Here is a 14,095-nt window from a genome sequence, read left to right on the forward strand (position 1 = left end):
CTTTAGGCAACGAAACGTTACTGAAAAAATACAGGGCGCCCGGTTTGGCGCTGAGAAAAAGTCAGGCACGCTATTCGAGCTAGCTCCCCATGCATTGCTTTAACCGCGTCATATCCAAGTGTTCCTCCAGCATATCGGCCAGGCGATCCAGCTGTTGCTCTCGATGGACCGCATAATCCACACTGCGCTGGCTTTTCAGGCCCGCCCATTCGAGTATGGTATTGCAACTGTCGGGAACATCAAACAGGCCATGCAGGTAACACCCCATCACCCGCCCATCCTCGCTCATGGCGCCATCATCCCTACCCTCCAGAACCAGCATAGGATGCTTTAATGCTTCGCCCTGAGTAAGGCCATTGTGGATTTCATACCCGCGAATCAGGGTGTCAGCGGCAACAAAACGGCCTTCGACATTTCGTAGCTGTTTACCGGAAATCAATCGAGTGGTCATGGATAACCAGCCAAGCCCGGCACTACTTCCCGCATCACTTTCTAACCCCTCCGGGTCGTCGATGCGCTCTCCCAACATTTGAAAGCCACCACAAATGCCTAGCACTTTGCCGCCGTAACGCAGGTGCTTTTCGATCTGCTTGTCCCAGCCCTGCTGGCGCAGGAAAGCCAAATCCGCACGGGTAGCCTTGCTGCCCGGCAGAATGATCAGGTCTGCCGACGGCCAAGCCTCCCCCATCTTTACGAATTGCAAATTCACCTGCGGATGTAATCGCAGAGGGTCAAAGTCGTTGTGGTTACTCATACGCGGCAACAGAGGCACCACCACATTGAAAGCACCCACGTCATGCGCGCCCTGTTCATCCACCGCATCTTCCGCATCCAGAGTCAGGCCATGCAAATAAGGCAACACCCCAAACACTGGCTTGCCAGTACGCTCCTCCAACCAATCCAGCCCACCCTGCAATAAAGACAGGTCGCCACGAAAACGATTAATCACAAACCCCAGGGTTCGTTTTTGTTCACTTTCAGACAGTAAATCCAGGGTACCGGTAAGATGCGCAAAGACACCGCCGCGATCAATATCCGCCACCACAATCACCGGGCAGTCCACCCTTTCGGCAAACCCCATGTTAGCGATGTCGTTATCTCGCAGATTAATCTCCGCCGGGCTGCCAGCGCCTTCAGCGATGATCACATCAAACCGGGAAGACAAGTCCTGCCAGGCCGCCAGCACCGCCTCACTGGCGGTGTTCTTGTAGGCGTGATAATCCAGTGCCTGCATATTGCCCAACACCTTGCCGCGAATAATAACCTGGGCGCCCATATCCGTTTGTGGCTTGAGCAATACAGGGTTCATGTCACTGTGCGGCGCGACCCCGCAAGCCAACGCCTGCAACGCGGTAGAACGACCAATCTCACCCCCATCCACGGTCACAGCACTGTTCAGTGCCATGTTCTGCGGTTTAAACGGCGCCACCGAATATCCACGCCGGGCAAACCAGCGGCACAACGCCGCGACCACCGTGCTCTTTCCCGCATCCGATGTGCAGCCTTGCACCATCAGAGTCGCCACGGAGAAAACCTTACCTTGAACGTTACAATCTCAAACTTGAAGCGCAACCCAGCACCTACAGTGACCTTGCCGGCCCACTCGCCCCGTATTTTTTCCGAACATTTGAACGTCAAAAGGCCCTTCACAGCTCGACGCCCTTCTGCGCTCGAACTCCTAAATCCTTAAACGCATGCTTCACCACTTTCATTTCCGTAACGGTATCGGCGAGTTCGATTAATTGTTTGGGAGCATAGCGACCGGTGACAATGGCGTGCTGCATGGCCGGGCGGTTTTGCAGGTCGTCCAGCACCCGGTCTAAATCCAGGTATTCGTAACGAAGAGCAATATTGAGCTCATCGAGCAACACCATGTGATAGCTGTCGTCGCGCAGCATGGCACGGGCAATCTCCCACGCAGCACCGGCTGCCGCCACGTCCCGCTCGCGGTCCTGGGTATCCCAGGTATAGCCTTCCCCCATCACGTGGTAATCCACGTTCGGCTGATCACGGAAAAAGGCGTCTTCTCCGGTACTGAACGCCCCTTTAATAAACTGCACCACGCCCACTTTCATGCCATGGCCCAATGCTCTGGCCAGCATGCCAAAACCGGAACTGCTTTTTCCTTTGCCCGGCCCGGTGAGCACCAGAAGAATGCCCTGATCCTTATCCGCGCGAGCAATCCGTTGCTGCATGATTTCCTGTTTCTTTGCCATGCGGTAAGCATGGCGCTCTGGGGTTTTCGCATCATCACGCATGGTCGTGTCCTGTTCGAGAAGGGGCATTGTGATCAGGGGAAAGTGTGTCGGTGCGGAATTGTCCGCTAAAAATATCCGCCACAATCTGCGGAGCCGAAGGGAAATAGCCATGAAAGAAACTCGCCACCAGGCCCTTGTCCTGATAAACCGCTTCGCCTTCTGTACCTGTTTGCTTGCGGCTAAAAATGGCCGGCGTCAGTGGCGTGGACAAACTGCCGTGGTGGAAAGTATGCCCGCGAAGTTCACCTCGCGGCGTTACCAGCGCCTGCATTCCCAGCCCGTGCCGTTTCTTGGTCAAAAACGCTTCACCCGGCAACAGCCCGAAACCGGCATGGCGCTTTTCATCACCGTCTACCAACGTTGCCATACAACTCATTAACCCACCGCACTCCGCCAGAATCGGTTTGCCCGCATGGTGATGATCTCGAATGGCCTCACCCATGGCCGTATTCATGGCCAGCGTTTCACCGTGCAGTTCCGGGTAACCGCCCGGTAGCCATAGCGCGTCCACCTCGGGCAATGTCGTGTCTTGCAACGGGGAAAAGAACGTCAGCGCGGCTCCCAGCTCACGAAGCAAATCAAGATTGGCAGGGTAAATAAACGCGAAAGCCGCATCCCGAGCGATACCAATGCGACACCCCTTCAGCAAAGCAGGCAATGGCGCAGGCGCGGCGGCGGAAAAACTCACCGCGTGTGGAAGTCGATCCAAGCCCGCGTCTTGCAACACCGCCGCCGCCTCATCCAAAAGCGTATCCAGATCCGCCAACTCATTCGCTTGCACCAGCCCAAGGTGCCGTTCGGGTAATGTCATGGCCGCGTGCCGTGGCACCGAGCCCAGCAAGGTCATGCCCGCAGGCATCCCTTCACGTACCAAGTCACCATGACGCTGGCTCGCCACCCGGTTGGCAATAACCTCATTCACCACCAGGTCATCGCGGTAACTGGCCAGCCCCAAAGCGATCGCACCGAAGGTTTGCGCCATGCCCCAGGAATCAATCACTGGCAACGCCGGGATACCTGCCAACACCGCCAGATCAGCACTGGAGGGAGTGCCATCAAATAGCCCCATGGCGCCTTCTACCAGAATCAAATCCGCCTCTTCTGCAGCCTGGGCCAGGCGCCAACGGCACTCCTCCTCACCGGTCATCCACGGTTGTAGCTGGTAAACCGGCGCACCGCTGGCCTGTTCCAGAATCATGGGATCCAGATAGTCCGGCCCGAACTTAAACACACGAACCCGACGCCCCGCATTGCGGTGCAACCTGGCCAGTGCGGCGGTAATCAGTGATTTTCCCTGACCGGACCCCGGCGCGCTAATCAGCGCTGCCGGCACCGAGGCATTAAATAAGGTTGTCATCGGGTGGCTCATTCTCGTTTATTTTCCTCGCTCGTAAAGCGTTATCCAGAGGCGGCCTAACCCGGCACAAAGACCGGCGCACCGTTCACGTGAGCCACCACCAGTTTCTGGTCGTAAAGACGCTCCAGAGCCTCCGGCACCAGCATCGCTTCCGCCGGGCCAGAACAGCACTCACCGTCCGGATAGAGCAGCAGTAAATGATCACACCAACGGGCCGCAAGGTTCAGATCGTGCAGGCACATAAACACCGCAGCACCGTTATCTGCCTGTTGATTGAGCAACGCCATGACGGCCACTTGATGATGCAAGTCCAGATGATTCGTTGGTTCATCCGCCAGCCAAATCGTCGGCTGTTGGGTGAGCGCCGTGGCAATGGAAACCCGCTGACGCTCGCCGCCGGATAAGGTGCTCACCAGCCGATCCTCGAGTAGCGTCAACGACACCGCCGACAAGGCCTCATGGGCCAGGTGGATATCCTCGGCGCTCTCCCGCTGCCAGGCAGACAGAAAAGGGTGGCGGCCAATCAATACCGTTTCCATCACCGTGGCGGGAAAGCTGTCTTGACGCTCTTGGAACACGACAGCCAGCTGCCGAGCTACCTCCCGGCGCGACAGATGAGTTAACGGTGTGCCATTGAGTACCACCCGGCCGCGTCGGGGGGCGCGCAACCCGGCCAGGGTATGCAGCAGTGTCGTTTTACCCGCTCCGTTCGGCCCCAGCACCCCCCAACGCTGGCCGGATTTCACCTGCAGACTAAGCGGATCACCATCCCCGCGACCGGGGATGTCGATAACCAGATGTTCAATGTCCAGCACCGCCATGGCGCTCTCCGTTTCGGTGACACAGGTTCCGGGCGATGCCGTCCCCAATCAATCAGCGATTGCGATGCAACAAGAACAGGAAAGTGGGCACCCCCAATAGGGCCGTAATTACCCCCACAGGCAGCTGCTCAGGAGCCATCACCGTACGCGCCAGAGTATCGGCCACGGTCAGCAAGGTACCCCCCGCCAAAACACTGGCGGGCAAGATAATGCGCTGATCATTACCCAACTGTAGCCGCAGCATATGCGGCACAATCAGGCCGACAAACCCCACACTCCCGGCCGTGGTCACCGCCACCGCCGTCAACAGACTGGCCAAGACATACACCAGCCACTCCAACGGCTTCACCGCAATACCCAAGGCCGCGGCCTGTAACGGCCCCCTCGCCAACACATTCAGGCTACGCCCCAGTGGCAGGGTCAGCAGCACCGCGATAATCATCACTAACCAGGCTGCGTAAGGAGCGCGGGCGTAGCTCAAGTCTCCCATTAACCAATACAGCATGCCCGGCAACCGATCCGCAGGGCTCATGGTCAACATAAAGGTAATTACCGCGCCCCAACCGGCGGCCACCACAACGCCCGTCAGCAACAGTCTGGTCGGGGTCCAGCCGCCCCCGCCTTGCGCCAAACCAAACACCAACAAGGTAGATAGCAAAGCACCGGCAAACGCCGAGCCGGACACTAACGCCAAGCCGCCACCAATCAACATGGCACCCAGCGCGCCCACCGCAGCCCCCCCGGAAATACCCAGCACATAGGGGTCCGCCAGCGGATTACGCAACAACACCTGCATCAGCGCCCCGGCCAGGGCTAGCAGCCCCCCCGTGGAGAACGCCGCCAGCGCACGGGGCGCGCGCAACGACATAATCAGTTCCCGATGCAGGTCACTACCGCCACCGCTCGCCACAGCCCACAGATCCTGCAGTGAAATCGATACACTGCCCACCGCCACCGACAGTAATAACGCCAACAGCCCCAGGGCCGTCAGCGCGAATAAGGTAGCAAGCGTCGGCGACTTAATGGCGAGCACGGGCACTTTCCAAATGCCGACACAGGGCGCGGGCACCGATCAGCATTTGCGGGGTAGGCCGCTGCAATGTGGACGGCGCAACAAAAAACAAATTATCGTTTTTTACCGCCCGTAAGCTGGCAAACTGCCGCCACGGCGCCAGCCAGCCCGGATCATCTTCACCCATCCCCCCCGCAACAATGGCCTGTGGATTTTTCTCCAACACGGACTCCTGACTGATTCGCGGAGTCAGCGTGGGAAGATCAGCGAAGACATTTTCCCCACCACACAGCTGAATCGCTTCACTGATCAGGTGCTTGCCATTTACCGTCATTAGCGGCTCTTTCCATACCTGATAAAACACACTGACTTTCGCTGCATCGGCATAACGTTCACGCAGGGCATCGATGCCCGATCGAAAAGCCTCCGCCGCACCCAGCCCTACCGACTGAGTGCCGGCCAGCCTGGCAAAACGCTCCAGCGAAGTGCTCACATCCTCAAACCGGCGCGGCTCGCTGTAATACACCGGCAGCCCCAAGGCTTGCAGGCGTTCCACCTGAGGTAACGGGTTGCCACTATGCCACGCGACAATCAGGTCCGGTTTTAGCGACAAAACGGCCTCTAAATCCAGACGTTTATAACTGCCCACCCGCGGTAATTTTTTCGCCGCAGGCGGGTAATCACTGAAGCTCACCGCGCCGACCATCTGCCCACCGGCCCCTGCCGCAAACAGCAATTCGGTGGCGCCGGGAGAGAGGGCAATAATGCGGCTGGCCGGTTTTTCCAAACACACCTCACGCTGGATATCGTCGGTGACACACACCGCCGCCATGGCCGTATCAAACATGGCCAACAACGTCAGCAACAACCCCCAGCGTAAAACGCGCATTCACTCACTCCATCTCATCTCGCAGCGCTATTCTTGCTCTACCTATCGTAGCGCAGGCTCAACATTACCGAACGCCCTGCGTTCATATAGTTCCAACCAGCAAAGTTCTGCGCCGTGGCGTACTCCTTGTCGAGCACGTTTTTCACCGCCAGGCGTGTGGACCAGTTCCGTGCGAAATTCCAGCCGACGCGCAAATCCAGCAAACCGAACCCAGACAGCCGCACGTCGTTTTGCGCATCGTTATAACGGTGCCCTTGCAAAACCACACTGCCTCCTAGGGAAACGTTCCCCATGGCTCGGTCCAGATCAAAACGGAAGCTACGCTTTGACTGACGCTGAAGCACCAACCCCGTATCCCGATCTTCTGGATCCTGAGCCGTAAAGGCCGCACCAGCGCGCCACTGGTTTATCTCAACACCGGTAGCCAGTTCGACACCCCGAATGCGCGCCCGGTTCACATTGAACGGCGCATAACGCCCACCCTGCAAGGCATAGGCAATCAGGTCATCCACATCGGTCTGGTAGGCGGCAATATCCCAGTACCAACGCTGATACTGGCCCCTCACCCCGAGCTCGGTGCTGGCGGAACTTTCCGGGTCCAGCTGGTCATTACCAAAGCCGGGGAAGTACAAATCATTAAAGGTCGGCGCACGGAAAGCGGTGCCATAGCTGGCCCGTAACCGGTGATGGTTATCGAGCTTGTAGCCCAACGCCAGTCCGCCAGTGGTTTCACTGCCATAGGCTTCGTTGTCGTCGTAACGGCCACTGGCCTGCACATCGAAGGCACCAAAGTTTAATAACAGCTGGGCAAAACCGGCGCTATTGTCACGCTCGTCTTCCAAATACAGCGTGGTGCTGTCCACTAGGTCTTGCAGGTAATCGGCACCCACCACTAGCTGGTGATCCCCCAAAGCAAACACATTCTGCCAGTTAGCCGCACGGCTACGGGTGTTAAAAATGCTGTCTCGGTTGCCGTCGGTGAAGTTCTCGTTCTCGTCGCGGGAATCGCTAAGAATAAGTTTGCTCAACCAACGTTCCGTCACCCACAACTGCCCTTTCACACCCGCAGTCTGCATGGCGTAGTCGGTCACTTTTTTCTGCGAAGGCGAGCTGCCTTCAAACTCGGTGCTGCCGGCTGCCCGAAAACCGAACACGCCGATTTCCGCATCGTTATCGAAGCGATGCGTTACCCGAGCCACCGCCGATGTGTTGTCGTAGCCACGATCATCACTGCCTTCACGAATTTCTGTGCCATCGGTATCAAAGCGGTCCACCGCCAAGTTATAGCGCGTACCGTCCTGCTCCCCCTGCGCGCCCGCTGCCACCCGGCGGCTATTAAACGAACCCGCTCCCAGCTCCACCCAGCCGGTTTGTTCATTGCTGAGATCCCGAGCCCCAGGTGTAAAAACCTGCACCACGCCACCCACAGCATCCGCGCCATACAAACTGCCACGGGGGCCACGCACAATTTCAATACGGTCAATCAAGGTGGGAGGCAGGAACTGCCAAGACGGGCTGCCGCCGGTTGCCGAACGCAGGCGCACACCATCAACCATTAACAACGTTGAGCTACTGCCCGTACCCCGCAAATAAACACTGGTGGCCTTACCGAAGGCACCATTACCGGTGATATCCACGCCGGGCTGGCCTCTTAGCATCTCGGTAATATCCTGGGGCTGACGCTCGCGTAATTGCTTCTCATCGAGCACCGTTACCGAGGCCAATGACGCCTCTGTAGTACGGCTGGCCAGCGTAGGCGTGACGACCACGGGATCGAGCATAGAAACGCGCAGAACAGCAGCATCAAGCGGTGAAGATTCCGCGTAGGCAAGCAAGGGCCACGCACACAAAGACATCGCAGCACACGCTGCAATGGGACGAAATACCATCGAGAGATCCCCCTCTGCCGTGCCCACCCGCACGGCCTGAATTTAGCCGCAGCAGAACAAGCACAGGGAGACAGGCGCAATCGCGCCAACACACCCCACCATCGCCCACCGCAACGCCTGGTTGAAAGCCCTAAGAAGCTTCCTTACCTTTTGGCCGGTCTCCGGGCTAATGAGCGAGGCTTAGCCTCTCGACAGTCGCCTTCCCATGCAAAAGCACAGTGGCATTTCGACTATCGTTTACTCAATCACCGTTGCGGGGGCAGCGCCGGATTAGAGCCAAGGCTCTCACCGGCTTCCCGTTTAACCCGCCCTGTGTTCAGGGTGGGCACCGAAAGGTGGCGCGAAATTACCAATGGCAGCAGGCTTTAGCAAATAAATTCACCTCCTTATGAATTTTACTCAAGGCAAGTTGAGCACAGCTCTCGCTGAGTCAACCAGCGCTAATACTCAAGTCTGTGGCGATATGCCACATTCCAGCCAGCCGGCGATCTAAAGATAATCCCCCACCTACAGCGCAGACCTTGTCGCGTGCTTTGTTCAAAAAATCGGGGATTATCATGCGAATTCTGACTCTGGCCACCGCATCCTTAGCCACCATTCTGACAGGTTGCGGAGGCTCAAGTTCATCGGGCGACCGTGCTTGGGAGAGCAGCAGATCCAGCACCGCTCGCACCATCGAAATTCCAGTAAAGGCCGTGGCAGGGACGACTGACATCAGCTGCGATGCAACCTTGCAGTCCCTCGGTACCGCAGGCACGGAAGTCAGCCTGGTGGATTTCCGCTTCTTCGTTCACGATCTGGCGGTGGTTACCGATGAAGGCCAGGTTATTCCCGTAGCACTGGACGCAGACGCCGAATCGCAAAACGCCGACGTAGCCCTGCTCGATTTCCGCGACAAAGATGAGAACTGTGCCGGCGAAGGAGCCAACACGAATTTCAACGACACCATTACCATCAAAGTGGATGTGGACAGTGAGCTCGTTATTAGCGACCTGCAGTTCACTCTGGGCGTGCCGTTCGAACTCAATCATTTGGATCAGTCACTGGCGGAAGAACCGCTGCGCAACCCAGGGAAAGCTAGCGGCATGGCCTGGAGCTGGCGGGGAGGTTACAAATTTACCGGCCTGGATGTGAAACCGGTAAGCGACGACATCTCTAAAAACTGGCATATCCATATCGGTAGCACCGGCTGTACCGCTGACCCCGCTGAAGGTGAAGAACCCGTACCCTGCCCCAATCCAAACCGCGCAACGATTAAGCTGCCCTTAGAAGGAGCAAATTTAGAAGACATCGCCATTCAACTGGACTACGCCAAACTGGTGGAAGGAAGCAATCTATCCCAAGATGAAGGCGGTGCCAGTGGTTGTATGTCAGGATTCAGCGACCCGGAATGTCCCGCAATTTTCAAGCGCCTGGGCCTGCCATGGGGTGACACCGAAGCAGTCGAGCAAAGTGTCTTTTCTATCGTACCGAAATGATGAAGAAGCCATTTCTCCTGTTGGCCGGGCAATCGCCCGGCCTTTTCCTTGTGCTCGGCACGCTGCTCCTAAGCGGCTGCCCAGAGCAGAGCGAAACCCGGGTAGATGATCAAGGCGCGTCCTACTCCGCCTATGACTGGCAACTCCCGGAAAACATTCCGCTGCCCCGCGAACCGGCGGACAACCCGATGACGGAAGAAAAGTTTCAACTCGGCCGGCATCTATTCTATGACAAGCGACTCTCCGTCAATGGCACCATCAGCTGCTCCAGCTGCCACCACCAGGACAAAGCCTTTAGTGATGGCGTTGACCGCCCCGCTGGCGCCACCGGCACACTTCACCCGCGTAACAGCCAAGCGTTGGTGAATGTGGCCTGGTACAACACCCTCACCTGGGGCAACCCAGTGCTCAGCACCATTGAACAGCAAATTATGCTGCCCCTGTTTGGTGATGACCCTATCGAACATGGCATCAATGGCGCTAACTCGGAACAGATTCTCATGAATCTGCAATCCGACCCTGTCTATGCGCCGTTGTTTGCAGCGGCCTTTCCTGAGCAGGATGAGCCGTTATTTGGCGACACTGCCTATAGCAACATCGTCAAATCATTGGCTTCCTTTGTGCGGGGTTTGGCGTCGTTCAATAGCCCGTTTGATCGCAATGAGCTATCCGCCTCAGCCAAGCGCGGTTCCGCCCTGTTCAACAGTGAAAAGCTGGAATGTTTTCATTGTCATGGAACCTACAATTTCAGCGATGCCACAGTGGACCGTCGCACCAGTTATATCGAAGCACAATTCCACAACAATGGTCTGTACAACATCGATGGCCTTGGAGGCTACCCCGAACCCAATACCGGTCGCTACGAACTGACCGGCAAAGCCCATCACATGGGTCAGTTCAGGGCTCCCTCGTTAAGAAACGTAGCCCTCAGCGCCCCCTATAACCACGACGGTTCCGTGGAAACGCTGGAACAGGTGATACGCAACTACGCGGCAGGTGGGCGCAACATTACCAGCGGCCCTAATACAGGCGACGGGCGCATGAGCCCATACAAAGATAGCTTTATCGTTTCTTTCTCTATTTCCGATTCTGAAATAGCCGATGTGGTGGCTTTCCTGGAATCGCTCACCGACGAAGAATTCATTAATAACCCGCGTTTTTCCAACCCCTGGACCGAGAGCAGCCCGCAGGACACCACCCCATGAAATTCCGTTTTTTAGCTCCACTGATGGCTGCCAGCTCCCTGAGCCTGGCACACAGTGTGCCCAGCCAAAATAACCCCACCACCGTAGAAGCCAGTCTCGCCGCCACATGGCGGTCCGCTAACGTGATTGGCGATTACGATTACTGGCAAATCCCTGGCACCATGATGGGAGGCGAAGCTTGGCCGGCGGAAAAAGGGGCGCAGATTGATGAACTGAACCTGGGGGTCGCTCACCGTATTGATGAGAATTTCTACGGGGTCATCAAATTCAACCACCACGCCGGCGGTGATGATGATCACGGCGGTGCCGAGCTAGAGCATGCGTATGTCGGCTGGGTCTGTTGTGACGATACCGGACCCTGGCTGGTGGAGGCAGGCAGGATGTCTGCCCAATTCTCCCCTGGGCTGGCTCAGCATTCCGTAGACCGGCTCGCCAGCGAAAGTCCGCTAGCGCTGGATGTGCTGTTCGGGCGCGATTTCCATGATGATGGCTTACGCTTCTGGTGGCATCAAATGGCAGGCTTTTCCCTTGGCGCTGAGGTCTGGAAAGGCAAAGCCTTCCCCGCTACCGACACAGAGAATGGCGGCGCCTGGGATGTATTTGGCCAATACCAGTGGCAAGGCGAACGGTTGGCGCTAACGCTGGGCGGGTGGTTCTACAGCGCAGAAGCGGAGTCACGTAGCGACCATCGCTACGGAGGCGGCCATCAACATGTACCGGTAGCACCTCCAGGCGAAATCGCCACCCTCTTTCCGGACACACGCTACACCGGCGAAACAGAAATCGCCGGCGCTCACTTCAAGCTGGGATATAAACTCAATCCGGATTGGGCATTAGCCCTCGACGGTGAGTGGATGCAGGCAAAACCCGATGGCGTAGTGCATGACGGCATCGGCCGTGAAGCAAACTTCACCGCCACCCAGCAAGGCGGCTGGCTACAGCCCTCCATTACTTGGCGAGCGCATACCTTTGGGCTGCGTGCAGAACAACTGAACACCGACAACAAGCTCACCGGTGCCGCAGCGCCACAATTAGCGCAGGACAGCGGGTTAGCCAATCCTCTTGAGCATGATCCGCAGCGCCTCACCGCCATCTGGCGGTGGCAATGGCGGAAAAATATCGCCATCCGCGCGGAAGCCGTTCAGGACGAGTCCCTGCCCGAAAAAGAGCATCGCTGGAACCTGGGAATTGTCTGGAAAGAAACCTTATGGTCTAGCAAAACGGGGCTGCGCGGTCATCATTAAAGCGCCGCGGCCAATTGCGTCCATCCCCGATCGTGCCCAGGCAAACCAAAACGCAATGCGGGCACATCGGGGAAAAGCCGAACCAACACGCCCTGCCGGGCCAGTGCCTCGGCGAGGGCGTTGGCCTTATCGGTCTTGCACCAAGCAAATAATCCACAATCGCCTTCTGCTTGCAGGCCTGCGTCACTCAGCACCGTCAGCAGCCGTTGGTGCGCCGTTGTAATCCGCTGATATTGACGCTGTTTCCAATCAGCATCGGTTAGCGCCTTAGCCATCACAAAACGGGCCGGGTGATTCACCGCCCAGGGCCCTAACCGCTGAGCCATTTGAGAACACAAATCCGGCGTCGCCGTGACGAGCCCCGCACGCAAACCGGCCAAACCATAAAACTTGCCCAGCGAACGCAGCACAATCAATCCAGCTCGATCACTCAGCGGCGCCAAAGACTGCCCCTCAGTCGCGTCCAAAAACGCTTCATCCACCACCAGCCAGCCACCTCGCTTCAGCAACTGCTGATGCCAGCCCAACAGCGTTTCACTGTCCGTGAGCTTCCCTGTGGGGTTATTGGGATTAATACACACCAGCACATCGAGCGTCGCCAAGGTGGCCTCAATGCGGTCGTAGGCCAGCGGTATGACCTCATGGCCTGCTCGCGCCCAAGCCTGCGCATGTTCCGCATACCCCACCGCAGGCACACCCACACGGCAACGGGGCCGCAATAAAGGCAAGGTTTGCAATGCCGCCTGGCTCCCCGGCACCGGCAAGCAATCGGCATTGCTGGGTAGCGCCAGCACCTCACGACAAATATCCACCAGGCCATCGTCATCTTCCGGCAAGCGCCGCCAAACATGCTCCGGCACCGCCGGTACAGGCCAGGACCAAGGGCTAATCCCCGTGGACAAATCCAGCCAGTGGTGCGGGGGAATTCCCCAACGTCTCGCCGCGTTATGCACCCCGCCACCATGGTCCAGCTTTGCCACGCTCACACCAACGCTCCCGCTATAAAGACCAGTAACCACAACAATACGCTACGCCACACCAGTACAATGGCCGCGTCGATGCTGTCCGCATCCGCGGGCCGGCCCTCTCCTAACAACGGCTTATTTTTCCAGCCACCGTGGTACGGGGCGCCGCCGCCCACTTGCACCCCCAGCGCACCTGCGCCGGCGGCCATCACCGGCCCCGCATTGGGGCTATCGCAGCCCTTGGCTTGCTGCCGCCAGCAGCGCAACGCGGTCCAGAAGCGGCCGTGCAACCCGCCCACTAGCGCATAACTCAGCGCGGTCAGTCTCGAAGGCAACCAAGCAAGGCCGTCATCCAGCCGCGCGGCAGCCTTACCGAAGCGTTCGAAACGAGCGGTGCGATAACCCCACATGGCATCCAGCGTATTCACCAACCGATGTAATATCGCACCGGGCAGCCCCGCCACCACAAACCAAAACAGGCTGGCAAACACCGCATCGGCCCCATTTTCCAATACGGATTCGGTGGCGGCCCGTGCCACCCCGTTGGCATCCAGTGCCTGTGTGTCACGGCTAACAATTCTCGCTACCTGTTCTCTGGCCTCAGGCACATTCTGCGCCCGTAACGGTGCGGCCACCGCACGGCCATGGTCGGCCAAACTGCGCGCGCCCATCACCAGCCACAAGCCCACCACCTGCAACAGCCAGCAGGCCCACCCTGGCAGGGTCGACAACATCAGCACAGCCAACAGCACCACCGGTAGCACCAAGACCAGCACCGCTCCGGCCCCCTTGAACACACTACCCGGCGCAGCCGCATTCCAACGCTGCTCTAACCACCCGGCCAGCCGACCAAACCCCACCAGCGGATGCCAGCGACGCGGCTCGCCCAGCAAAAAATCCAGCACAATCGCTGCCACAGCAGCACTTATCAGGGAAACAGAAAGCATGATTTTGCCGTCATTGTCCGGTATCGATGG

General features: G+C 57.9%; 12 protein-coding genes and 1 riboswitch. Of the genes, 3 read left to right on the forward strand and 9 right to left on the reverse strand.

The window, feature by feature from the left end; genetic code table 11:
* Window positions 1-79: 79 nt before the first annotated feature.
* The 7 genes from ABO_RS12120 to ABO_RS12150 form a co-directional block, all read right to left on the reverse strand.
* The gene (locus ABO_RS12120) at window positions 80-1,525 is read right to left on the reverse strand and encodes a cobyric acid synthase (protein ID WP_011589639.1); all 1,446 of its coding nucleotides are present in this window, start codon (window positions 1,523-1,525) and stop codon (window positions 80-82) included.
* Between the two features lie 121 nt (window positions 1,526-1,646).
* The gene (gene cobO, locus ABO_RS12125) at window positions 1,647-2,258 is read right to left on the reverse strand and encodes a cob(I)yrinic acid a,c-diamide adenosyltransferase (protein ID WP_011589640.1); all 612 of its coding nucleotides are present in this window, start codon (window positions 2,256-2,258) and stop codon (window positions 1,647-1,649) included.
* A complete protein-coding gene (locus ABO_RS12130) occupies window positions 2,251-3,615 on the reverse strand; it encodes a cobyrinate a,c-diamide synthase (protein ID WP_035461740.1) in 1,365 nt (454 codons plus the stop codon). Before ABO_RS12130 ends, cobO begins: the two co-directional genes overlap by 8 nt.
* 56 nt (window positions 3,616-3,671) lie before the next feature.
* Complete coding sequence (locus tag ABO_RS12135) at window positions 3,672-4,436, reverse strand: ABC transporter ATP-binding protein (RefSeq protein WP_011589642.1); 765 nt, start codon at window positions 4,434-4,436, stop codon at window positions 3,672-3,674.
* A 52-nt stretch (window positions 4,437-4,488) separates the two neighbouring features.
* Entirely contained in the window at window positions 4,489-5,460 is a 972-nt protein-coding gene (locus tag ABO_RS12140) for a FecCD family ABC transporter permease (RefSeq protein ID WP_050731540.1), read from the reverse strand.
* Window positions 5,456-6,337, reverse strand: a complete 882-nt coding sequence (locus tag ABO_RS12145; RefSeq protein WP_011589644.1) for a cobalamin-binding protein — start codon at window positions 6,335-6,337, stop codon at window positions 5,456-5,458. The genes ABO_RS12140 and ABO_RS12145 overlap by 5 nt, the downstream gene beginning before the upstream one ends.
* 38 nt (window positions 6,338-6,375) lie before the next feature.
* Entirely contained in the window at window positions 6,376-8,226 is a 1,851-nt protein-coding gene (locus ABO_RS12150; protein ID WP_011589645.1) for a TonB-dependent receptor domain-containing protein, read from the reverse strand.
* Window positions 8,227-8,360: 134 nt separating this feature from the next.
* Window positions 8,361-8,574, reverse strand: a riboswitch (cobalamin riboswitch).
* A 209-nt stretch (window positions 8,575-8,783) separates the two neighbouring features.
* Here ABO_RS12150 and ABO_RS12155 point away from each other — a divergent pair.
* Genes ABO_RS12155 through ABO_RS12165 form a run of 3 tightly spaced genes read left to right on the forward strand, consistent with a single transcriptional unit; the run spans window position 8,784 to window position 12,153 of the window.
* On the forward strand, window positions 8,784-9,704 hold the full coding sequence (locus tag ABO_RS12155) for an MbnP family copper-binding protein (protein ID WP_011589647.1): 921 nt from the start codon (window positions 8,784-8,786) through the stop codon (window positions 9,702-9,704).
* Window positions 9,701-10,909 (forward strand): MbnH family di-heme enzyme, encoded by a 1,209-nt coding sequence (locus ABO_RS12160; RefSeq protein WP_011589648.1) that lies wholly within the window; start codon window positions 9,701-9,703, stop codon window positions 10,907-10,909. Before ABO_RS12155 ends, ABO_RS12160 begins: the two co-directional genes overlap by 4 nt.
* Window positions 10,906-12,153 carry a hypothetical protein gene (locus ABO_RS12165; protein ID WP_011589649.1) on the forward strand — a complete coding sequence of 416 codons (1,248 nt, stop codon included), beginning with the start codon at window positions 10,906-10,908 and terminating at the stop codon, window positions 12,151-12,153. Before ABO_RS12160 ends, ABO_RS12165 begins: the two co-directional genes overlap by 4 nt.
* Here the strand turns inward: ABO_RS12165 and cobD are convergent.
* Together cobD and cbiB are read right to left on the reverse strand one after the other, a co-directional pair.
* Complete coding sequence (gene cobD / locus ABO_RS12170) at window positions 12,150-13,139, reverse strand: threonine-phosphate decarboxylase CobD (RefSeq protein WP_011589650.1); 990 nt, start codon at window positions 13,137-13,139, stop codon at window positions 12,150-12,152. The two genes, ABO_RS12165 and cobD, sit on opposite strands and share 4 nt — an antisense overlap.
* A complete protein-coding gene (gene cbiB, locus ABO_RS12175; RefSeq protein WP_011589651.1) occupies window positions 13,136-14,065 on the reverse strand; it encodes an adenosylcobinamide-phosphate synthase CbiB in 930 nt (309 codons plus the stop codon). The genes cobD and cbiB overlap by 4 nt, the downstream gene beginning before the upstream one ends.
* Between the last annotated feature and the right edge of the window lie 30 nt (window positions 14,066-14,095).

Source organism: Alcanivorax borkumensis SK2 (assembly GCF_000009365.1).
GTDB lineage: Bacteria > Pseudomonadota > Gammaproteobacteria > Pseudomonadales > Alcanivoracaceae > Alcanivorax > Alcanivorax borkumensis.